Annotated in this window: 16 protein-coding genes and 1 pseudogene; 9 read left to right on the top strand and 8 right to left on the bottom strand. The window is 74.1% G+C overall.

Going from position 1 to position 21,807, the window contains the following annotated elements; genetic code table 11:
- The 4 genes and pseudogenes from ACZ63E_RS29870 to ACZ63E_RS29885 form a co-directional block, all read right to left on the bottom strand.
- Positions 1 to 247 (bottom strand): annotated as a pseudogene (locus ACZ63E_RS29870) (IS5/IS1182 family transposase); the annotation flags it as partial.
- Between the two features lie 155 nt (positions 248 to 402).
- A complete protein-coding gene (locus ACZ63E_RS29875) occupies positions 403 to 1,431 on the bottom strand; it encodes an NAD(P)-dependent alcohol dehydrogenase (protein ID WP_465339439.1) in 1,029 nt (342 codons plus the stop codon).
- Positions 1,428 to 2,099: an iron-sulfur cluster assembly protein gene (locus ACZ63E_RS29880; RefSeq protein ID WP_465339441.1), complete on the bottom strand. Its 672-nt coding sequence runs from the start codon at positions 2,097 to 2,099 to the stop codon at positions 1,428 to 1,430. Before ACZ63E_RS29880 ends, ACZ63E_RS29875 begins: the two co-directional genes overlap by 4 nt.
- Before the next feature lies 1 nt (position 2,100).
- On the bottom strand, positions 2,101 to 3,114 hold the full coding sequence (locus ACZ63E_RS29885; RefSeq protein ID WP_465339443.1) for an amidohydrolase family protein: 1,014 nt from the start codon (positions 3,112 to 3,114) through the stop codon (positions 2,101 to 2,103).
- A gap of 163 nt (positions 3,115 to 3,277) precedes the next feature.
- Here ACZ63E_RS29885 and ACZ63E_RS29890 point away from each other — a divergent pair, with 163 nt between their 5' ends.
- The gene (locus tag ACZ63E_RS29890; protein ID WP_465339444.1) at positions 3,278 to 4,741 is read left to right on the top strand and encodes an AAA-type ATPase lid domain-containing protein; all 1,464 of its coding nucleotides are present in this window, start codon (positions 3,278 to 3,280) and stop codon (positions 4,739 to 4,741) included.
- On the opposite strand, the gene ACZ63E_RS29895 is transcribed toward ACZ63E_RS29890, so the two are convergent.
- A complete protein-coding gene (locus ACZ63E_RS29895) occupies positions 4,716 to 5,942 on the bottom strand; it encodes an MFS transporter (RefSeq protein ID WP_465339445.1) in 1,227 nt (408 codons plus the stop codon). The two genes, ACZ63E_RS29890 and ACZ63E_RS29895, sit on opposite strands and share 26 nt — an antisense overlap.
- 81 nt (positions 5,943 to 6,023) lie before the next feature.
- Between ACZ63E_RS29895 and pdxR the strand changes: the two genes are divergently transcribed.
- A complete protein-coding gene (pdxR, locus tag ACZ63E_RS29900) occupies positions 6,024 to 7,430 on the top strand; it encodes a MocR-like pyridoxine biosynthesis transcription factor PdxR (RefSeq protein ID WP_465339446.1) in 1,407 nt (468 codons plus the stop codon).
- Between the two features lie 32 nt (positions 7,431 to 7,462).
- On the opposite strand, the gene ACZ63E_RS29905 is transcribed toward pdxR, so the two are convergent.
- Positions 7,463 to 8,854, bottom strand: a complete 1,392-nt coding sequence (locus ACZ63E_RS29905) for an MFS transporter (protein WP_465339448.1) — start codon at positions 8,852 to 8,854, stop codon at positions 7,463 to 7,465.
- Positions 8,855 to 8,935: 81 nt separating this feature from the next.
- Positions 8,936 to 9,412: an SRPBCC family protein gene (locus ACZ63E_RS29910; RefSeq protein WP_465339449.1), complete on the bottom strand. Its 477-nt coding sequence runs from the start codon at positions 9,410 to 9,412 to the stop codon at positions 8,936 to 8,938.
- A 160-nt stretch (positions 9,413 to 9,572) separates the two neighbouring features.
- Between ACZ63E_RS29910 and ACZ63E_RS29915 the strand changes: the two genes are divergently transcribed.
- Positions 9,573 to 10,088, top strand: a complete 516-nt coding sequence (locus tag ACZ63E_RS29915) for a bifunctional nuclease family protein (RefSeq protein ID WP_465339450.1) — start codon at positions 9,573 to 9,575, stop codon at positions 10,086 to 10,088.
- Positions 10,089 to 10,165: 77 nt separating this feature from the next.
- Positions 10,166 to 11,107, top strand: coding sequence for a sigma-70 family RNA polymerase sigma factor (locus ACZ63E_RS29920; RefSeq protein WP_465339451.1), 942 nt, complete (start codon positions 10,166 to 10,168; stop codon positions 11,105 to 11,107).
- Between the two features lies 1 nt (position 11,108).
- On the opposite strand, the gene ACZ63E_RS29925 is transcribed toward ACZ63E_RS29920, so the two are convergent.
- The gene (locus ACZ63E_RS29925; RefSeq protein ID WP_465339452.1) at positions 11,109 to 11,594 is read right to left on the bottom strand and encodes a DUF2087 domain-containing protein; all 486 of its coding nucleotides are present in this window, start codon (positions 11,592 to 11,594) and stop codon (positions 11,109 to 11,111) included.
- Between the two features lie 588 nt (positions 11,595 to 12,182).
- Between ACZ63E_RS29925 and ACZ63E_RS29930 the strand changes: the two genes are divergently transcribed.
- From ACZ63E_RS29930 to ACZ63E_RS29950, 5 genes are all read left to right on the top strand, one after another.
- A complete protein-coding gene (locus ACZ63E_RS29930) occupies positions 12,183 to 12,869 on the top strand; it encodes a helix-turn-helix transcriptional regulator (RefSeq protein WP_465312159.1) in 687 nt (228 codons plus the stop codon).
- A 402-nt stretch (positions 12,870 to 13,271) separates the two neighbouring features.
- On the top strand, positions 13,272 to 15,986 hold the full coding sequence (locus ACZ63E_RS29935) for an AAA family ATPase (protein ID WP_465339453.1): 2,715 nt from the start codon (positions 13,272 to 13,274) through the stop codon (positions 15,984 to 15,986).
- On the top strand, positions 15,983 to 16,168 hold the full coding sequence (locus tag ACZ63E_RS29940) for a hypothetical protein (protein ID WP_465339454.1): 186 nt from the start codon (positions 15,983 to 15,985) through the stop codon (positions 16,166 to 16,168). Before ACZ63E_RS29935 ends, ACZ63E_RS29940 begins: the two co-directional genes overlap by 4 nt.
- Entirely contained in the window at positions 16,165 to 18,930 is a 2,766-nt protein-coding gene (locus ACZ63E_RS29945) for an AAA family ATPase (RefSeq protein WP_465339456.1), read from the top strand. Before ACZ63E_RS29940 ends, ACZ63E_RS29945 begins: the two co-directional genes overlap by 4 nt.
- 9 nt (positions 18,931 to 18,939) lie before the next feature.
- Positions 18,940 to 21,681, top strand: a complete 2,742-nt coding sequence (locus ACZ63E_RS29950) for an AAA family ATPase (protein WP_465339457.1) — start codon at positions 18,940 to 18,942, stop codon at positions 21,679 to 21,681.
- Positions 21,682 to 21,807: the final 126 nt, after the last annotated feature.

Below are 21,807 nucleotides of genomic sequence, written 5' to 3' on the forward strand. Positions count from 1 at the left end.
TGTGGTGCAGGTCAGGGGCGTGGGCGGCGAGGGCGGTGATGGCTTCGTGCAGGTAGCGGTAGGCGGTGGCCACGCTGATCCGGTGGTCGGTGGCCAGCCGGTGCACGGGGGTGGCGTCCCGGAACCAGCGCAGCACCGGCACGGCCTGCCGGTACGGGGTCAACGCCCGTCGGCCTCGGCGGGTGCCGCGTGCTCGGCGGGTGCCCTGCAGCACCTTGGCGACGAACAGGGCCAGTTCGCGTGCCACGTCGAGCGTGGCACCATGGGAGATCACGTGGGGCCTTTGGATTTCTAGGACTTGGTCTTCGCAAACTCAGTCCTACCAGCGGCCCCACGTCTCATTTCCCGACAACACGCACCCGGCCCAGCCCTACTGAGAAAACCTCATTGGGGCGTTAGGGGTCAGGCCGGGACCAGGATCGCCCGGCCTCGGATGCGGCCGGCGTCGAGGTCGTCGAGCGCTTCCTGGAAGTTCTCCAGCGGGTAGCGGGCCGTGTGCAGCTTCACCCGGCCCTGCGCCGCCAGGACCATCAGCTCGCACAGGTCGTTGTACGAGCCCACCAGGTTGCCGATCACGTTGATCTCGCTCGAAATCACGTCGATCGTCGGGATGTTGATGTTCTCGCCGTATCCGACGACGTGGTAGTCGCCGGCCCGCCGCAGCATCGCGATCCCCTCCGCCGTCGCGCCGCCCTCGCCGACGAAGTCGATCACCGCTTCCGCGCCGTGGCCGCCGGTGAGGTCGAGCACCTCGCTCACCTGAGCGCCGCTCGCCACCACGCCGTGGTCCGCGCCGATCGCCAGCGCCAGCTTCACCGCATCGGGATTGCGGTCGACGACGACCAGCTCGGCCGCCGAGATCGCCTTGAGCACCTGGACGCCGATGTGCCCGAGCCCGCCCGCGCCGATGACGACGCACCGGTCGCCCGGACGCAGGCGCCGCGCCGCCTTGGCCGCCGCGTGGTACGCCGTCAGACCGGCGTCGGCCAGGGCCGCGACGTCCGCCGGCTCCAGCGCGTCGTCGATCTTCACCACACTGCGCGCCGACGTCTTGAGGTACTCCGCGTAGCCGCCCGCGGTGTCGATGCCGGGGAACTGCGACTGTGCACAGTGGACGTCGTCGCCGAAGCGGCACGCCCGGCACAGCCCGCACGTGACGAGCGGGTGCACGATCACCTTGTCGCCCTCCGCGACGTTGGTCACCGCGGCGCCGACTGCGTGCACCCAGCCCGCGTTCTCGTGCCCGATCGTGTAGGGCAGCGTCACGCCGGACTTCTCCGCCCACTGCCCTTCCAGGATGTGCAAATCGGTCCGGCAGACGCCGGCGCCGCCGATCCGCACGACGACGTCGTACGGGCCGCCGACCTCGGGCGCGGGCACCTCGGTCAGCCGCAGCGGCTCGTGGTAACCGACAACCTGGACCGCCTTCATGAAGCCTCCACTGTGGATTCGGGGTAACGGGTGCGGAGCAGGCCGCGGCAGAAGTGCGCGTTGCCCTCGATGGAGATCCGGACCGACCGCGCGAACCGCAGCCGCAGCGGGATTTCCTCGCGGGGGAAGGGAGTTCCGCGCTCGTCGACCAGCACGAGCGCCGCCGGGTCGGGCGAGAGCCCGAGTGCCTCGCGACGCCGCAGCAGCGCGTCCGTTGCGGGCCCGCCCGGCAGGTCCGCGAGCGTCACCTCGTGCAGGTCGACGTCCTCCCGGGCGCGCATCAGGACGGTCAGCGCGCGTTCCATCGCCGCCTGGTGCGCCTTCCGCCGGAAGGTCTGCCTCAGCTCTTCGAGGTCCTCCTCGGCCTCGTGGCCGAACGTCCCGCGGTACCCGGCGTCGGCGGCGAGGCCGCGGTTGATCAGGTCCGAGTCGTGGTGGTCGTCGAGCAGCACCACGACTTCGCCGGTCCACGGCAACGCCGTCAGCACGTCCTTCGCGTCGGAGGCCATGAGGTAGGCGAAGTTCGGCGCGCAGAACGACGTCGGCAGTCGCAAGTGGACGGTCACCCGGTCGCCGTCGACTTCCACCGAACGGACAAACCCGAGATCGGTGATGGGCTCGTCGAGCTCCGGGTCGAGAACCGCGTTCAGCGCGGTGTGGGCGTCCATTTCACGCCACCGACACGGCCTGGGTCTCGACCGGCGCGAGCTGCAGCTCGGCGGGCACCGGGATGTCGTACATCTTCGCCGCGTTGAGCCCGAGGATCTTCTTCTTCTGGTTCACGGTCAGCGGCGCGTACTCGGGCAGGTCCTCGGGGATCCGGAAGTCGACGAACCGCTCGACCAGCCACTTCGGCGTCCAGATCGCGTAGTCGCTGGAGAACTGGATCCGGTCTTCGTCGAGCCAGTACAGCAGTTCGCCGATGATCTGCGCGAAGTACTTCGGCCGGGTGTGGATGAACGGCATCGCGACGGCGAGTCCCGCGTGGACGTTCGGCTCCTGCGTCGCGATCCAGCAGAAGTCCTCCAGCCGCGGCAGCCCGCAGTGCTCCACGACGAAGTTCAGCTCGGTGAAGTCGGTGGCCACGTGGTCGACGTCGGCGACGTCGAAGGCGTCGCGGTCCAGCGGCCGGATCGTCGGTCCCTTGTGGACGTGGATGTTCCGGATCCCCAGCTCCTGGCAGGCTTCCAGGTACTTGTACGTCCACTTGTCGTCGAGCTTGTACCCGCGGGAGTCACCCTGCCACTCGGCGGTGTAGAGCTTGACGCCCTTGAGGCCGAAGCGCTCGGCGTCGCGCCTGAGCTGGTCCAGCCCGGCCTGTTCGAGCCGCGGGTCGAAGTTGTGGTTGTAGGTCAGTTTGCCCGGATGCTGCTGCGTCAGAGCGAAGGCTTCCTCGGTCTGCCCGAAGCCGTTGTGGTAGAACGCGCCGAGGTGCGCGGGCTGGAAGATCGCGTGGTCGACGTACCCGTCCTCGAACAGGTCCTTCACCAGCCGTTCGCCGCCCTGGTAGAGGTAGTCCTCGTACGGCCAGACCTCGGCCTCCGGGCTGAGGTTGCGGTGGTAGTCGTAGAAGCAGTCGATGAACTGCTTGCCGTGGATGTTCCGCTGGTTCTCCGGGCGGGCGTCCCAGAGCGCCACGTGGGCGTCCACGATGAAGTACGTCTCGCCGTCCTTGCTGTACATGGGGTTCCTCCGCGGTTGGCACGTTGGAGGCGACGGTAGGGACGTCGACGCTGGTCAGGGACCCGTCCGGTGTCTCGATATGAGACAGCGCGCGCTGCCGCCACCCGATCGGCCGACGTAGCCTGGGGGAGTCCGACGCAGAGCCGCGTCCCGGGAGGCCGAGGTGGAGAACCCGCAGGTGCACGTCACGCGGTCGTTCGACGCGCGCGCCGCGATCGCGCCCCGGCTGCGGGCGTCGTGGCAGCGCAGCGAGCGGTACGGCGTGCCCGAGGACGAGGTCCTGCCGGTGTTCTCGGGCGCGGTGGACACCGGTTCGCTGCTCTACGAATGCGGCACCGAAGTGCTGCGCGGCCTGCAGACGACGCTGGCCAACGAGCCGATCAGCCTGATGATCACCGACAGCGAAGGCCTGGTGCTGAGCCGGCTGTGCACGGACGCCTCCATCAGCCGCTCGCTCGACAAGGTGCACCTGGCGCCCGGGTTCTACTTCGCCGAGAGCAACGCGGGCACCAACGGCCTCGGCCTCGCGCTCGCGGACCGCGTGCCGTCGCTCGTGCGGGCCGGCGAGCACTACTGCACCGACCTGCGGGGGTACACCTGCGCGGCGGTGCCGGTGCTGGACCCGCTGACCGGCGTGCTCGCCGGCAGCGTCAACCTGACGACGTGGTCGGAGCAGTCGTCCGAGCTGCTGCTGGCACTGGCCCAGGCCGCGGCCGGGAACACCGCGGCGCTGATGCTGGCCCGCGCGTCCGGCCGCACCGCCCGTCCGACCCCGCGGGGTGAGGTCTTCCGCGTCTACGCCGACCGGGTCGACCCCGGTGACGTGCCGCGGCTCTCGTCGGCGTGGACCACCGCGGTCGCCGAGACGCAGGCGGCGCTGGCGGCCGGCCGGGTGGTGGCCGTCGTCGGCGAACCGGGAGCGGGCAAAACGGCGCTGGCCTCGCTCGCGCACCGGGCGCTGCGGCCCCGCGACCGGGTCCTCAACGCACGCCCGCCCGCGCCCGACGACGCCGACACCTGGCTGACGCTCTGGACGCCCGAACTGGCCAAGGACGACACCTGCGTGATCGTGTCGGGGGTGGACACGCTGCCCGCGTGGACGGCGTGGGAGCTGGCGCGGCTGTTCACCGAGGCGCGGCACCCGGGTGGGCCGGTCCCGTTCGTGCTCACCGCGGAGGACGGCGCGCTGTGCGCGGCGCTGAGCCCGCTGGTCGACCGGGTCGTCGAGGTGCCGGCCCTGCGGTTCCGCCCCGACGACGTCCTCCCGCTGGCCCACCACTTCGCCCGCCGGGACCGCGGCCGCGACGTCACCTTCACGTCCGCGGCGTCACGCGCGCTGACGGCTTACGACTGGCCGGAGAACGCGAAGCAGCTTCGCCGCGTGATGCGTGAGGCCGCCGCGCGATCGGACGTCATCGACACCCAGCACCTGCCGGCCGAGGTGTTCACCGGCGTCGGGCACCGGCTGAGCCGCCTGCAGGCCCTGGAACGCGACGAGATCGTGCGGTGCCTGTCCGAGCCGGGCGCGACGGTGGTCCACGCGGCGGCCCGGCTCGGCATGGGCCGCGCGACGCTCTACCGGAAGATGGCGCAGTACGGGCTCAACGCGCGGCAGCTGAAGTCGTAGCCCACCGCACCGCCGGTCCCATCGCCCAGCCGGCGGCGAGGAAGACCCCGCCCATGAGCAGCCAGCCGGGCAGGCCCCAGCCGATGACGACGGTGCTCAGCAGCACCGGGCCGATCGCGCGGGCCACCGACGTCCCGGTGCCGAAGAACCCCTGGTACTGGCCTTGGCGGTCGGCCGGGGCGAGGGCGAAGCCGATCTCCCACGAGCCCGCCGACTGCAGCATCTCGCCGAACACCTGCACCAGCGCGCCGGCCACGAGCACCGCGAACGCGACCCACGGCGAGGTGCCGGACGCCGACAGCGCGAACGCCATGCAGGAGGCGAACAGCAGCAGGCCGGACCGGCGCACCATCCGGGCCGCGGCGCCGATGCTCACCAGCCGTCCGGCCACGCGGACCTGCAGCAGCACCACCACAACCGTGTTCAGCACGAACAGCGCGGACACCGCCCAGCCCGGCGCGGCCGTCCGTTCGACGATCCACAGCGGGATCGCGACGCTCAGCAGCGGCATGCGCAGCAGCAGGATCGCGTTCAGCAGCGTCACCAGCGCGTACGGCCGGTCGCGCAGCACGGCCAGCTTGGGCTCGCCGGAGCGCGGGACCGACGTCGTCACCGCCGGCAGCGCGAGCATGAGCGCCGCCGTGAAGACAAAGCTCGCCGCGTCGAGCACGAAGACCGTCAGGTACGCCGAAGCCGTGTCGGCCGAAAGCGCGAGCCCGCCCAGGCCGGCGCCGACGGCGAGCCCGGCGTTGCCCGCCGACTGCAGGTGCGCCCGGACGCGCGTCCGCCGCTCCGGGTCGGCGAGCGCGGCCAGCAGCGCCTGCCGCACGGCGGCCAGGCCGGTCTGGCAGCTGCCGTAGAGGCACGCGGCGAGGACGAACAGCAACGGCGAGCGGACGAAGAGGAACGCCAGGATCGACACCGCCGTCGCCAGCGACAGCAGCACGGCCGAGCCGCGCGCGCCGTGGCGGTCGGCGAGGTGGCCGAGCGGCACCCCCGCGACCGAGCCGACCGCCCAGCCGAGCGTGAGGCCGAGCCCGACCTGCGCGGGGGTCAGCCCGGCGATGCGCGTGAAGAACAGCACCGAGCACGTGAGGAACGCGCCGTCGCCGAGCGAGCCGGTCAGCTGGGCGGCGGCGAGCAGCCGGCCGGGGCGCCGGTGCCGGTTCGGCGGGGCGGGGCGTTCCAAGGTCACCGTCATGCGGATGACGTTAGAGCGGTACTTGGCCCGATCCCAGATCCAATTATGGCTTCGCCGATTGGGCCAATGTAGCCTCGCCGGATGGACTTCCACGTCAGCCTGGCCGGGCGAGGTGATCTCAGCGCCCGGATCTACCGGCAGCTGCGTGACGCCGTCCTGGACGGCAGGCTGCGCGCGGGGGAGCGGCTGCCGCCGACCCGGGAGCTGGCTCGGCGTCTGGCCGTCTCGCGCAACACCGTCGCGGTCGCCTACGACCGGCTCACCGCGGACGGGTTCCTCACCGGCCGCGTCGGCTCCGGCACCTACGTCAGCGCTTCGCTGCCGACACCCCGGCCGCGCAAGGCGCTCTCGGCGCGGGGGCCGCAGCCGAAAGCGGTCTGGCGGTCCTTGCCGCCCGCAGTCGCCGCCGTCCCGCAGGCGCCGGTGTACGACTTCCGCGTCGGCATCCCCGACGCCGCGCTGTTCCCCCTCGAAACGTGGCGGCGGCTGCTCGCGCGGGAGCTGCGGGACGCCGCCGGGTTCGCGCACTACGCCGACCCGGACGGGCATCCCGGTCTGCGCACGGCGATCGCCCGGCACGTCGGCGTCTCGCGCTCGGTGCGCGCGGACGCCGACGACGTGCTCGTCACCCAAGGCGCGCAGCAGGCGCTCGACCTGCTGTGCCGCGTGTTGCTCGAACCCGGCGACCGGGTCGCGGTCGAAGAGCCCGGTTACCGGCTGGCGAAACTGCTTTTCGCGTCCCACGGCGCCGAAGTCGTGGGCGTGCCGGTGGACGGCGAAGGCCTCGACGTCGCCGCGCTGCCGCCGCGCACGAAGCTGGTGTACGTCACGCCGTCCCACCAGTTCCCGCTCGGCACCCCGATGTCCCTGGCGCGCCGCACGGCGTTGCTCGCCTGGGCCGAGCGCACGGGCGCGGTGGTCGTCGAGGACGACTACGACAGCGAGTTCCGGTTCTCCGACCGGCCCCTGGAACCCCTGCAGAGCCTGGACCGCGGCGGGCGCGTGGCGTACGTCGGGTCGTTCTCGAAGACGCTGCTTCCCATGCTGCGCCTGGGTTTCCTGATCGCCCCGGCGTCACTGCGGGACGCGCTGCGTCACGCCCGCCGGCTCGCGGACTGGCACGGCGACCTGCCCGCGCAGGCAGCGCTGGCCCGGTTCGTCGACGAGGGCCTGTTCGCCCGCCACATCCGCCGTGCGACGAAGGTGTACGCCGAGCGCCACGAGCGAATCACCGAGACGCTCGACCGGGTCTTCGCCGGTCGCCTGCGGCTCGTGCCGTCGGCGGCGGGGCTGCACCTGTGCGCGCTCGGCGAGGCGGACCTGGAGCCGGTCGCGGCCCGCGCGGCGGCGGCCGGGGCGGCGGTCCAGACGCTTTCCGACCTGTGCGGCGGGTTTCCGGGGCACGGGCTGGTCCTGGGGTACGGCTCGATCCCCCTGGACCGCATCGACGACGGTCTCGCGGCTCTCGATCGTGCCTGGGTCTCGTGAGTGTTTTTTAGGGTTAGAACCCTAAAAAACACTCACGACAACTGCGGCAGGGGCTCCACGTGGTGGTCGGTGCGGCGGCGCGCGGCGATCGCCAGGCCGCCGGCGGCGGTGACCACCGCGGTGGCCAGCACCAGCAGCCAGCCGCGCCGGAAGTCCGCCAGATCCGGCGTCCCGGCGAAGACCGCGACCAGCACCGCCGTGCCGAGCACCGTGCCGACTTGCCGCATCGTGGTGACCATCGACGAGCCCGCGCCCCAGCGGGCCGCCGGGAGGACCGTGCCGACGACCCCCGAGAGGCTCGGCAGGATCAGCCCGACCCCGATGCCGGTCAGCAGCTGGCCCGGCAGCATCGCGCCCAGGTAGTCACGCGCCGAATCCATGCGCAGCAACCAGATCAGCACCCCGGCGCCGAACGACAGCCCGCCGAGGGCGACGAGCGGGCCGGGTCCGACGCGGTGCGCGAACCGGCCGCCGACGATCGACACCGGCACCACCATCAGCGGCCCGGGCGCCAGGGACAGCCCGGCCACGAGGATCGAGTCGTGCCAGATGGAGGTCAGGAACAGCACGTTGCCGAAGAGCATCGCGGCGAACCCGGCGGCGAACACGCCCGTCGTCACGCACGCCAGCCACAGCGTCGGGACGCGCAGCGCCGGCAGGTCCAGCACCGGCACGGCGTGGCGCGCCGAGCGCAGCGGCACCCACACCAGCGCGACGGCGGCGATCGCGAAGGCCAGCAGCACCGGCTGCCCGCCCCAGCCGTGGTCGGACGCCTCGACCAGCGCGTACGCGAGCGCGCCCACGCCGACGAGCAGCCCGGCCGCGCCGAGCAGGTCCGGGACGCCGGTGGAGGTGTCCCGCGACTCGCGCAGCACCCGCGGCCCGGCCAGCAGTGTCACCGCGCAGATCGGCAGGTTCACCAGGAACACCCAGCGCCAGGACGCCTCGACGAGCAGGCCGCCGACCGGCGGGCCGAGCGCCGCGGCCGCCGCGCCCACCGACGCCCAGACCCCGACCGCCAGCGGCCGCCGGTGCGGCGGGAACGCCGTCAGCAGCAGGGCCAGTGACGTCGGCATGACCAGCGCGGCCCCGATCGCCTGCACCGCGCGGAAGGCGATCAGCACGGGGATCGACGGCGCGGCCGCGCACGCGGCGGAGGCGAGGGTGAACACCGCGACCCCGATCAGGAACAGCCGTTTCCGGCCGTACCGGTCGGCCAGCCGGCCCGCCGGGGCGAGGCACGCGGCGAACAGCACGGTGTAGCCGTTGAGCACCCACGACAGCGTCGCGAGGTCGTCGCCGGGGAACGCGGCGCGGATGCCGGGGAAGGCGATGGTGACGATGAACGTGTCGAGGCTCGCCAGGAAGGCGGCCGTCGAGACGACCAGCAGCACGAGGCCGGGCTTCGGCGGGGTGTCGGTCATGACGCTCCTAGGTTTGAAAAGACAACCTAGCTGGAGACAGTGAGTCTCAACAAGAGACTGACCTGACCGGAGCGACCTATCTCACGCGGTGGCGGCGTACTCCTCGGCCCGGGCCTTCAGCGCGGCGAGCGTGTGCTCGATCGAGCGGACGTTGTAGCCGGGCCGGTCGGCGCGCCCGGTGACCCGCGGGCCCATGAACTTCCGCACGATCCAGCTGCCGATCCGGTACCAGTTCTCGGTGACCAGGCAGCCGTCCACGCTCGGCGCCAGCACGTACTCCCACCGCGAGACCCGCGAGCCGAACGGCGTCCGCACGTCGAAGGCGAACCGGCGGCCCGGCTCGAACACGACCACGCGCACCCGCGTCCACCACTGCAGCTCGCCGTTGCGGTTGCGGCCGCGGAACCGCGCGCCGAGCGCCGGGCCGGTGTCGTCCAGCCAGCGGCCGCCGACGTTCTCCGGGCTCAGCTCGCCCATCCGCGGCAGGTCGGTGACCCACGACCACACCGTGCCCGGGTCGGCGGGGACGGCGGTGCTGCGCGAAATCGTCGGTTCCACCCCACGACGGTGACAGCGCGGCCGCAGGTCGGGCAAGGGATACCGGGCTTGTCCGCAGGGCAGGAGAGCCGCGGTGAAAAAGCCGGTGACCCGGCCACGTTGCAAACGGCGTCATTCTGGGTACCTCGCGCGCGGAGGAGTCTGCGACACGGAGGGTGCGGTGGTGGGCGTGATCCTGATCGAAGTGGTGGGGATGGCCGTTCCGGTTCCCGGTGAGGCGCCGCTGATGCTGCTCCGCGAGCCGGACGGGGCGCGTCGCTGGCTGGCCATCATGATCGGGTACGGCGAAGCCGAAGCCCTCGTGCGGGCGCGGGAGCAGATCGAGCAGCCGCGCCCGGGCACGATCGAGCTGCTCGGCGACGTGCTCGCGGCGTTCGGCCAGGGGGTCGCCGCGGTGGAGCTGACCGAGGTGCGCGACGGCATCTTCTACGCCGACCTCGTACTCGTCGACGGCACCCGCGTGTCCGCCCGCCCGAGTGACGCGGTCGCGCTCGGCCTGCGGCAGGGCGCTCCGATCAGCGTCGCCGAAGAGGTGCTCGACGTCGCGTCCGTGCAGCTCGAGGTCGAGCAGGAGGCCGAAGGCCCGGCCGCCGACGTGCTGGACACCGAGGCCGAGGTCGCCCGGTTCCGCGCCGAGCTCGACGGCCTGCGCCCCGAAGACTTCGACGACCTGTGACCCGGTTCTCCCGTCCGCGATGAAAAGCGGCCGCGGCGCCGGTATACCTGCGAGGTCGCCGGCCGGACGGGAGAACGATGCAGGACTTCGCCACGCGCACCGAGCCGCACCGGCGTGAGCTGCTGGTGCACTGCTACCGCATGCTCGGCTCGGTCCACGAGGCCGAGGACCTGGTGCAGGAGACCCTGGTCCGCGCGTGGAAGGCGTGGGCGGGCTACGATCCGGCCCGCGCGTCCGTGCGCACGTGGCTGTACCGCATCGCCACCAACGCCTGCCTGACCGCGCTGGAGGGGCAGACGCGGCGGCCGCTGCCCTCAGGGCTCGGCCGGCCCAACGAGGACCCGGCCGCGCCGCTCACGCCGTCGTTCGAGATCCCGTGGCTGCACCCTTTCCCGGACGCGCGCCTCGACGACCCCGGGCACCGGCTCGCCCGCCGGGGCACCCTGCGGCTGGCGTTGCTCGCGGCGATGCAGACGCTGCCGCCGAAGCAGCGCGCGGTGCTGATCCTGCGGGACGTCCTGGCGTTCAGCGCGGCGGAGGTGGCCGGGCTCCTGGACACGACGCCCGCGGCCGTCAACAGCGCCCTGCAGCGCGCCCACGCGAGCCTCGGCGGGCTGTCGGCCGACGACGTCGCCGAGCCGGACGACACCGCGGTGGAAGCGGTCCTCGACCGCTACGTGCGCGCGTTCGAGCGTGCCGACGTCACGGGCCTGGTCGAGCTGCTCACCGAGGACGCGGTGCTGGAGATGCCGCCGGTGCCGCTCTGGTACCGCGGCCGCGAGGAGTACGGCGGGTTCATGGCGCGCCTGTTCGGGATGCGCGGCCCGGACTGGCGCCTGACGCGCACCGCCGCGAACGGGCAGCCCGCGCTGGTGGCGTACTGCCGCGACGACACCGGGGTGTACCGCCTGCACACGCTCCAGGTGTTCACCGTCCGCGGCGGGCGGGTGGCGCACAACGTCGTGTTCGCCGATCCCGCCGTGCTCGCCCTGTTCGAGCTGCCCGCGGTGGCGCCGTGACTCAGCCGGCGGCCCGGGCCTCCGCCGGGCGGCCGTAGGCGCTGCCGTCGTTGCTGCGCTGGAGAAGGCCTTCGTCGACGAGGAAGCGGCGGAGCGCGGCGTGGTCGTCGTGGACGGCCGAGAGCTTCTCGCGGACGTCGCGCTCGGTGTAGAGCCGGCCCGGTTCGAACCGCTCGGCGAGGTGGGCGAGCAGGGCGTGGCGGAGCTTGCCCGGCCGCGGGATCGTGACGAGCCGGCCGCGGCTGAACAGCGCGTCGAGCGGGTCGGCCGGGGTCTTGACGAGCGCGTCGCGGAAGACCTCGGGGACGGCGTGGTAGTGGTCGCCGGACCGGGTGACCAGCCCGGCGGCGACCAGTCGCTGCGCGAGCTTCGCCGTCTGCCGGTCTTCGGCGGCCGGGAGCCCCTCCGGCGCGGTGCAGATCCGGGCGAACAGGCGCAGGCGTTCGGGGTCGGCGAGGGCGGCGACCAGCGCTTCCGGTGCAGTCATGAGCGGACGGTACCGGGGCCGGGGCGGCGGGTGAACCGGTTTGGCCCGGCGGCGCTCCGGTGACCGGCACCGGGTGGGACAGCGCGCGGGCGGGTGTCTCACCGTTTCCGTCCACTGTGGACACTATTCGGCGATCGCGATATGCGCGGCCGAACATGAAGGTGTCTCGAATCCACCTTAAATGAATGTTAAGTATCCCGACGTTTGCTGGTACCGTGGCCGGGGAAAGCGGTGGGGGCGAGGGAGTGAACGGGCAATCCGGTTGCCCGAACACCCGCGCCCGGCGGTCCGTGAATTATCAAGGAATTGTGAGCGTCGAATTGCCTGCGGGGGCGGGCGTTCGGTACGGGCCACCCCCACCCCGGGCCGGGAACCGGCGGCTGACCAGGGGATTCGGCTGCGGGAGCGGGGATACCGAACCTTCGGTGCGGAGGGTCCCGCACGGCGGGTACGGGCGGCCACGAACTTCACTCGCCAGCCCCGGGAATGCGTTGACCGTGCCGATCCGCCGTTCGTAGTCTTGCGGCGTCGTCTTCGAGTCGGACGGCTTTATTGGACGCTCAGACCTCAAGCAGAAGGGGGCTTTCCATGGCCGGCATCCGAACGATTTCCCCGCTCGCCACGCACCGCGCCGACCCGGGCCGCCGGGTGGTGCCCGGGCTGCGGCCCGGCATCATCGGCGACTTCGTCGAAGAGGCCGACATGCCGTTGGTCGTGCTCGGCTCGGGCCTGCGGGTCGGTGGCGCGAACGCCGCCTTCTACCGCTGGCTGGGCCGCCGCCCGGCGGAGGTGCTGGGGGAGTCCTTTCCCGACCTCGTCGCCACCGCCCCGGCGTACCTGCGCGAGCGGCTGAACCGGGTCGCCGAAGGCCGTGAGCAGCGTTTTCGCGGCAGTGTCTCGGGTCTGGTGCCCGCCGGCGTCGACCGCGTCACGATCGTGGCCGGCCGGATGCGGGCGCCCGGCGACACGATCCTGCTGACGGTGGTGCCCGAAACCGCGCCCGCCGGGCTGGGCAGCGCGACCGCGGAAAGCTCGCGCTCGGTGTCCGGCATCGAGGCGAAGATCCTCCAGGGCATCGCCAGCGGCCTGTCCAGCGTGCAGATGGCGTCGCGGTTCTACCTGAGCCGCCAGGGCATCGACTACCACGTCGCCCGGCTGCAGCGGAAGTTCAAGGCGGGCAACCGCGTCGAGCTGATCTCGCGGGCCTTCGCCTCCGGGCTGCTGGACTCCACCACGTGGCCGCCGCGGGTGCCGGACTCCCGGCTGGCGAGCTGAGCGCGGGCGGCCGTGCGGTTGCGATCGGCTGACGTCCCGGTGACCGGCCCGGGAACGGCTCCCGGATGCGGTGCTCGTCACACCGCCGGGGCGGTGCCCGGCGCGGCGATTACGCAACGACGTTGTGCGAACGGAAACGCTCATCTGAGCACTCGATCACCACTGTCCACGCCTCCATCACGGTATCTACTGGTAGCCGGCCGCATTGGTCCGGATCTTTCTTCGCGAGAGCCGTCGCCGAGCCGCTCAAATGAGCAGGCGACTTCGGGTAGTGAGGGATAACCCCTGCCGGGTCCCGTCACCCTGTTCGGTAAGTCGATCACGCGATGAGATGAGAGCAGTCAGGAACCGTGCGCTCTGTGTGACGGCACCGGCTCCGACGGGAGGACGGGGAGGCAGCAGATGGTGGATCGGGAGGCCACGACGACCGGGCCGACGCTGGCCGGGCGCGACGCGGAACTGCGTTGGCTCGCCGCGCGGCTGGGCCCCGGCGCGCCTCACCGCACCCCCGCCGTCGTCGTCGTGCGAGGCCCGGTCGGCATCGGCAAGACCAGCCTGCTCGACGCCGCGCTGGCCCGCTGCGGCGACGTCGTCGTCTGCCGGACCGCCGGCGCGGAAGGCGGCCAGGCGTGCCGGAACCTGATCGCCGGGCTGCACGCCGCGGGCGCCCCGGCGCCCGACCCCGAACCCCGCGCCTTCGAAGCGTGGTACACGGATTTCGCCGCCTGGGCCGCAAACCGGCCGGGTGTGGTGCTCGTCGTCGACGACGTGCAGTGGTGTGACGAGCCCACGCTGCGGTGGCTGAGCCTGCTGGCCCGCCGCGCGAACGGCCTGCCGCTGCGGATCGTCCTGGTGCGCGCCGGCGCCGCCGGTCCCGCGGCTGACCGGCTGTCGGACCTGGAATCCTCCTACAGCACCGAGATCCTCGACCTCGGCCCGCTGCCGGCGGAGGCGGTCGCCCGGCTGGCGCGCGAGGTCGCCGGCCCCGGCGGCGGGGAGCTGTTCGTCCAGCACTGCGTCGAGCAGTCCGGCGGGAACCCGTTGCTGCTGCGGGAAATGCTCGACGACCTGAACAAGGTCGCGGCCGGCATCGCGCCGCTGGCCGGGGTGCCGGTCGACACCGGGCTCATCCGTTCACTGTTCGCCTGCCTGCCGGAGTACGTCCGGTCCGTCGCGATCGCGGCGGCGGTGCTCGACGGCCAGGACCTGCTCCTGGTGGCACGCCTGGCCGAAGTGCCGCTGCGCACCGCCGAAGCGGCCGTGGAGATGCTGCGGGCGCAGCACGTCTTCACCGCCGAAGGGCTCGCGTTCCGGCACGACCCGGTGCGCGCCGGGCTGCTCGAGGACGTCCGGCCCAGCGAGCTGGACGGGTGGCGCCGCACCGCGGCGACCCTGCTGAGCGACGCGGCCGAGCCGGCCGAGGTCGTCGCCGAGCAGGTGCTCGAGATCGGCGCGCCGGACGCGTGGATGGTCGACCTGCTGCGGGACGCGGCGAACAGCGCGTGCGACCGGGGCGCGCCCTGGGACGCGCTGCGCTTCCTGCGGCCCGCGTCGGCCGCCCGGCCCGGGGACGCCGGTCTGGCCGTGCAGCTGGCCGAGACGGTCGCCCGGATCGAACCGGGCAGCGGGTTCGACCTGCTGCAGCGGGCGCTGGAGCTGCAGGACGACCCCGAGGACCGGGCGCGCACTGCCGTCCGGCTGGGCCGGCTGGCGCTGGTCGCCCGGCGGTGCCGCACCGCCGTGGGTGTCCTGGAAAGCGCTCTCTCCCGGCTGGGCGAGGACGCGGACCCGCAGCTGCGGCTGCACCTGGAAGCGTTGCTGTGCCTGGTGGGCATCGAAGATCGCGAAAGCCTCCAGAAGCTCGGCACGTGGCTGAACACCGACGACGAGCGCGTGCCCGACGGCGTGGTGGAGGCCGGGCACCTGGCCGTCTGCGCGGTGGTCACCGCGCTCGACGGCGAGCGGCCGGCGCAGGCCGCCGAGTGGGCGCTGCGCGCGATCCGTGGCTACGACCTGACCGACGACGACTCGGCGGTCAGCGCGGCCGTGCTGGCCCTGCTGCTCGCCGACGAGGTCGACGCGGCGCAGGACGAGCTGACCAGGGTGGTCGAGCTCGTGCCCGCGCAGCGCAGTGAATACCTGGCCTTCCGCGCGCTGCTCGGGCACTGGTGCGGCGACCTGACCGCGGCCTCGGCCGACGCCGAACGGGCGTACGCGCTGGGGCGCCGGGCCGAGGGCCGCACCGGCGGGGTGGTGCCGCGCATCGCGTACGCGACCGTGCTGGCGGAGCTGGGGGAGACCGCGGAGGCGGACCGCCTGTTGCGCGAGTCGGACACTTCCCTGCTGTGGGAGCACACGGTGATGCGGCCCTGGTTCCAGCTCGTCGACGCCCGGGTCCGCTGGGCCGCGGGTGACCACGACGCCGCGCTGACGGAGTTCCGGCGGTGCGGGGAAAGCCTCGCCGACGTCGGCATCGCCAACCCGCTCCTCGCGCCGTGGTGGTTCGAGGCGGCGTGCCTGCTGGCCGACGAAGGCCACCACGAAGCCGCCGCGGAGTTCGCGGCGCACGGCCGGGAACCGGCCGAGCGGTGGGGCACCCCGCGCGCGGTCGGGATGGCCCGCCTCGCCGCCGGGGTCGCCGCGCCGCCCGCGTCACGGATCGGGGTGCTGGAGGAGGCCGCGGCGATCCTGGCCGGCTCGCCGGCACGCCGGGAGGAAGCACTGGCGGAGTTCCAGCTCGGCCGCGCGCTGGTGTCGGTGGGGGACACGGCGGCGGCCCGGGCCCGGCTGCGCCGCGCGGTGGAGCTGAGCCTGCGGGGCGGCGACCGGCGGCTGCTGCGCCGGGCCCAGCAGACGGCGGCCGACGCCGGCATCCCGGGCCAGGCGTCCCCGCTGGCGTCGCTGAGCCCCGCCGAGCGCCTGACGGCCGGGCTCGCGGGGCGCGGGGTGAGCAACCGCGTGATCGCGGAGCGGCTGTTCGTGACGGTCCGGACGGTGGAGACCCATTTGACGAGCGTGTACCGCAAGCTGCGCATCACCGGCCGCGCGGAGCTGGCGGCGGCGCTGGACCAGCCCGACGGCACGGCGCGCCCGGCCGCGCTGGGGGTGTCCCGGTGAGCGCCGTGCGGTGGTGGGTGGTCTCGAGCGGCGAGGGCGTGGCGGAGTGCTGGACCTGGCTGGGCGCCGCGCCCGCCGAGCGCCCGCCCGGGCCCGCGAGCACCGATCCCCGCGCCGAACCCGCGCCCGGCCGACCGGCTGACGGCGCCACCCACCCCGGCACCCTGGGAGCCTCCCGATGAGCGCCGTCCGGCGGCTGGACGCCCCTGCCGACCACCTGGTCGAGCGCGAGACCGAACTGCGCGTTCTCACCGACCTCCTCGACGACCTCGGACGCGGCCGCGCCGGGAACGTGCTCGTCATCGGGCCGCCCGGCAGCGGGCGCACCGCCCTGCTCGAGCAGACCGCCGCCCTCGCCGCGGAGCGGAACCTTCAGGTCTTCAGCGCGCGCGGGTCGGCCACCGAGGCCGAGCTCCCCTACGGGCTGCTTTCCCAGCTGCTGGCCGGAGTTCCCGAGCTCGCCGCCGTCCCCTGGCTGCCCGCTCTCCTCGAGGACGGCGCCGACGTCCAGGTGCTGCACGAGCTGCTCTGCCAGCGCCTGCTGGAGGCGGCGCGACGGCGGCCGGTGCTGCTGGTCGTCGATGACATCACCCTCGTCGACGACCGGTCCGCGGCCTGGCTCGCCGCGCTGCAACGCCGCCGCGGCCCGGCGCCGCTGCTGCTGCTCGCCGCCCACGCCGGCCTGCCGGAGCCCGGTGGTGACGAGCCGGGGCCGTTCAGCCCGGCCGGGCTGCCGGGGGAGCGCCGGCTGGTGGTGCGGCTGCGGCCGCTCAGCCCCGCCGCCGTCCGCCGGGTCGTGCACGCCGTCCCGGCGCCGCGGCCGCCCGCCGGGGAGCTTTACGCGGCCACCCAAGGAAATCCGGCGCTGCTGGCCGAGGTGCTCACCCGCTCGGCCGCCCGGCCGGGCCGCGGCACCGAGATCGGCGCGATCACCGCCGACGTCCGCCGCGAAGGCGTGCTCGGCCTGCTCGCACGGCTGCCGGCGGACCTCGCCGCGCTGGTGCGGATGATCGCGGCCGTCGGCACCGTCGACGAGGCCTACCTGCGCCCGCTCGCCGGCCCTCTCGGCATGCCGATCGCGCGGGCCCTGCGGGTGCTCGCCGACTTCGGCCTGATCGGCGCCGACCCGGACGAGCCGATGGACACCGACGTCGCCACCTGGGTGCTGGCGGCGACCGGTCCGGAGGAGCGCGCCCGGATGCGCCGCAGCGCGGCCGAGCTCGGCCACCGCCGGGCGGCGCCCGAAGAAGAGATCGCCGAGCTGCTGCTCGGGTCCGAGCCGGTCGGCCAGGCCTGGGCCCTCGAAACCCTGCACGCGGCCGCGCGGCGACGTCGCGAGGCGGGCGACCGCGCCGGTGCGGCCCGCTACTACCGCCGTGCGCTGACCGAGCCGGCCCCCGACGGCGCCCTCGCACGGCTGCGGCTCGAGCTGGAGACGGTCGAGGCGTCGTCGTGCCCGTTCACCGGCGACCTGCGCCTGGTCCGGGCCACGCCCGTCGCCGCCGACGGCGAGTCCGTCCGAACGCGACTGTCCGCAGTGGACCTGATGCTGCTGCGGGGGGCCCGTGACAACGCCTTGCGCGAGCTGGCCGGGTTGAGCGCCGCGGTGCTCGGCGAGGACGACCGCGCGAACGTCATCGCGTTGCACTGGCTGGCCGAAGGCACCGGCCGCGGCGCCGTCACGCTCGGCGTGCCCGCCGTCGCCGACGTCGACCCGGCCGGGATGAGCCCGGCGCAGGCCGCCGTGGCGGCGTGGCTGGCCACGATGGCCGGCCGGGACAGCCGGGCCGCGCGACGGCTGGCGCGGCGGGCGGGGGAGACCTGGCACGACCGGGTTTCGCTGTACGCGCCGAGGCTGGCGATGGCCGCGGCCTTCGGCCAGACCGACGACGTCCTCGAGGCGCTTTCGGCCTACGACAGCGTGATCGCCGCCGGCACGGCCGCGGGGGCCCGCGTGCCGGTGGTGCTGGCGCTGACCGGCCGCGCCTGGATCCACCTGCAGCGCGGCCGCGTCCAGGCCGCCGAAGACGCGCTCGCCGAGGCGACCGCGTCCGACCCGCCCGGGGGCCGGCCGCCGACCGTGGCCGGGGCGCTGAGCACGATCGCGATCGCCGCGGCGCTGACCCGCGGCGACCTGGTGGCCGCCCAGCGCGCGGTCGACGCGGCCGGCGGCGACACCGGGCCCGGGATCACCACGCCGTACCTGCTGTTCATGCGCGGCTTGCTGGAGCTGGACCTGAAACGCCACCAGCGCGCGCTCGGCCTGTTCCAGGAGTGCGGCCGGCGGATGCACGCGCTCGGCTGGACCAACCCCGGCATGGTCCCGTGGCGCTCGCACGTCGCGATCGCCGCGCAGGCCCTCGGCGACGAGCACACCGCCGCGGCGATGATCAGCGAAGAGTGGCAGCTGGCCCAGAACTGGGGCACCCGCACCGCGATCGGGCGCACCCACCTCGGCGCCGGGGTGGCGGTGCGCTCGGAGGACGCGGTGTTCCGGCTGACCCAGGCGGTGAACGCGCTCCAGCAGTCGCCGGCCAGGGTGCTCTACGTCGAAGCGCTGCTGCTGCTCGCCGCGGCGCAGCTCAACCGCGGGCAGACCGGCGGGGTGGCACGCCAGCTGCGCGAGGCCGAGCGGCTCGCGACCGCCTACCAGCTCGGCTGGGCCACGACGCGGATCGCCGACCTCGGGAAACGGCTGTCGATGCGGCCCAAACCGCGGCCGAGCCACCGCGCGGCGTCCCGGCGGTGGCGGTCGCTCCCGCCCGCCGCGGCCGATCTCGTCCGCCGGGTGCTGGCGGACGCGTCCAACGCCGACCTGGCGGCCGAGCTGGGGATCAGCAAGCGGGCCGTCGAGCTCCGGCTGACCGCGATCTACCGGCAGCTCGAAGTCACCGGGCGGGCCGAGCTGCGTGAGCTGTTCGCGGCGCTGGACAAGGAGCTCTGATCCGTCGTCATGATGATCGAGCGCGCTGAACAGCTGGCCGCGCTCGCCGCGGCGGTCGCCCGCGTCCGGGCGGGCGAAGGGGAACTGGTCGTCGTCCGCGGCGGGCTCGGCACGGGCCGGTCGGCCCTCCTGCACGCGGCGGGCGAAGAGGCGGCGGCCCGCGGCCTGCGTGTCGTCCGGACGGTGGCGACGCCGTCGGAGCGCGACGTCGACCACGGCGTCGTCCGGCTGCTGCTGGACCCGCTGCTGGAGTCGGGGCAACGCGGGGAGCTGCCCGCCGAGGTGCGGCTGGACCGCGGTTTCCCGCCACCACCGGGGTCGTGCGGGCGGCGCGCGCACCTCGTTTTGCACGAGCTGCTGGGCCTGTTCACGAAGGTGGTGCACGACAGCGGCCCGGTCGCGCTGCTCGTGGACGACCTGCAGTGGGCGGACCCGGCGTCGCTGCGCTGGCTCGCCTACCTCGCCAACCGGCTGGGCCACCTGCGTGTCCTCGTCGTGGCGACCCTGCTGGAAGGGGACAGCGGCGCGGGTGAGGTGGTCGTCGAGGACATCGTCCACGCCGCGGCACGCCGGGTGCACGCGACGCCGTTGTCGGCCGCGGGGGTGCGCGCCTACCTCGCCGCGCGCTGCGGCGAACCGCCCGAGGACGAGTTCGCGGCGACCTGCCACGCCCGGACCGGCGGGCTGCCGATGCTGCTCGAAGCCCTCGTCAACGCGATGCTCGGGCACGGGCTGCGGCCGGTGACGGCCACCGCCGCCGAGCTCGCCGCCCTGCGGCCCTCGCCGGCCGCGGCCCGGCTGTCACGGTGCCTGCGCGCCCAGCCGGAAGCCGTCGGCACGGTCGCCAAGGCGATGGCGGCGCTCGGCGAAGCGACCGAGGCCGAGGTGATCGCCGAGGTCGCCGGGCTCGACCTGCCGGACTTCGACGCCGTCGAACGCACGTTGCGGCGGCTCGGGCTCGTCGAGGACCCGACCGGCGGCGGGTTGCTGCGGTTCGCCGGGGCGATGACCGGCGACCTGATCGCCGACCAGCTGACCGCGGACGAGCAGGACCGGCTGCACCTGCGCGCGGCGAACGTCTACTACCGCCACGGGCGGCCGGTGGAGCAGGTCGGGCGGCAGCTGCTGGCGACCGTCGCCGAGCCCGAGCCGTGGGCGGCCGAGGTGCTGCGGACCGCGGCCGGTGCGGCGCTGGCCAACGCCGCGCCCCGCACCGCGGCCCAGTACCTGCGGCACGCGCTGGCGCACCCGGGCGCGGACCGCGCGGAGCTGCTGGTGGACCTCGCCGCCGTCGAGCGCGGGTACGACTTGCCGGCCGCGCACCGGCACCTGCACCAGGCACTCGGGCTCGTGCGCGACCCGGCGGACCGCGCGTTCGCCCTCGGCCTGCTGCCGGTGGTGACCGGGCCGCGGTTCGGCCCGGACGTCCGCCACCTCCGGCGGACGCTCGAGGAGCTGCGGGCCGAGCCGGGACCGGACGCGGCGGAGGCGGCGCTGCGGCTGGAGGCCCGGCTGCGGTACCTGGAGCGGGCCCAGCCCGGCTCCGGGCGAGCGGCGGCCGAGCGGCTGGCCGAACTCGGGCCGTCCCCGGCGCAGGGTTCTTCGGCCCAGCGCGAGCTGGTCGCGGTGCTGCTGCACCTGATGACCGTCGCCGACACCGCGCCGCGCGAGTTCATCGCGGACCTGGCGCGGCAGGTGCTGGAGCGGGAACCCGGGTCGCCGAACCAGATGTACACGACGTTGCCGCTCGTGGTGGTGGTGCTGGCCGCGGCGGACGCGCTCGAAGGCGTCGAGTCGTGGCTGGCGGCGGCCTGCGGACCGGACGAGAACCCGGACCTGCCGACGCTGGTGGCCTGGACCGGGCAGGCGCTGGCGGCGTTCGCCGCGGGCCGCCTCGGCGCGGCGCGCGAGCGGGCCCTGGCCGCGCTCACCGCGGCCGGTCCGAGCCGGCTCGGCATCACCTCGACGGCGATGCGCGTGCTGACCGAAATCGCCGTGGAGCAACGGGATCCGGCGCTGGCCCGGCTGGTCGTCGAGCACTGCGAGCCGGAGCACGAGCCGTGGCTGAAGTCGTTGGCCCACGGCGGTCTCGCGCTGACCGAAGGCAACCACACGGCGGCGATCGAGTACTTCGTGGACTGTTCGCACCAGGTGGAGCGATCAGGCCGCGCCAACAGCGTGCTGCTGCCGGTCCGCGGCAAGATCGCCCTCCTGCTGGCGGCGACGGACCAGCCGGAACGCGCCGAGTCGATCGCCCGCGAAGAAGTCGACCGCGCCACGGCGTGGGGAGCACCGGCGGCGGTCGGCCGAGCCCTCCGGATCCGGGCGACGCTCGTCGACCGCGACGAGGAGGCGGTGCCGCTGCTGCGTGAGGCGGCGGAAGTGCTGGCCCGGTCGGCGGATCGGTTGGAGCTGGCCCGGGTGCTGCTGACGCTGGGCGAGCGCGACACGGGGCCGGACGCACGCGAGCACCTGGAGGAGGGTCGCCGCCTGGCGACCGAGTGCGGCGCGACCTGGCTGGTCCGCGCGGCTGCGGAACCGGCCGAGCCCACGGACGGCGGCCCGCTGACGGCGACTGAACAGCGGGTGGTGGATCTCGCCGTGTCGGGGAGCCGGAACCGGGACATCGCGGAGCTGCTGCAGGTGACGGTGCGGGCGGTGGAGAAGCATTTGACGAGTTCGTACCGGAAGCTGGGGATTTCGGGGCGGGCGCAGTTGGCGGCGGCGATGCGGGGGCATCGGGCTGGGTGAAGCCGGGCGCGGTTCGGCGCGCCGGGGAAGTGGGGGGGGGGGGGGGGGGGGGGGGGGGGGGGGGGGGGGGGGGGGGGGGGGGGGGGGGGGGGGGGGGGGGGGGGGGGGGGGGGGGGAGGGGGGGGG

This window comes from Amycolatopsis sp. NPDC104819 (assembly GCF_055583145.1).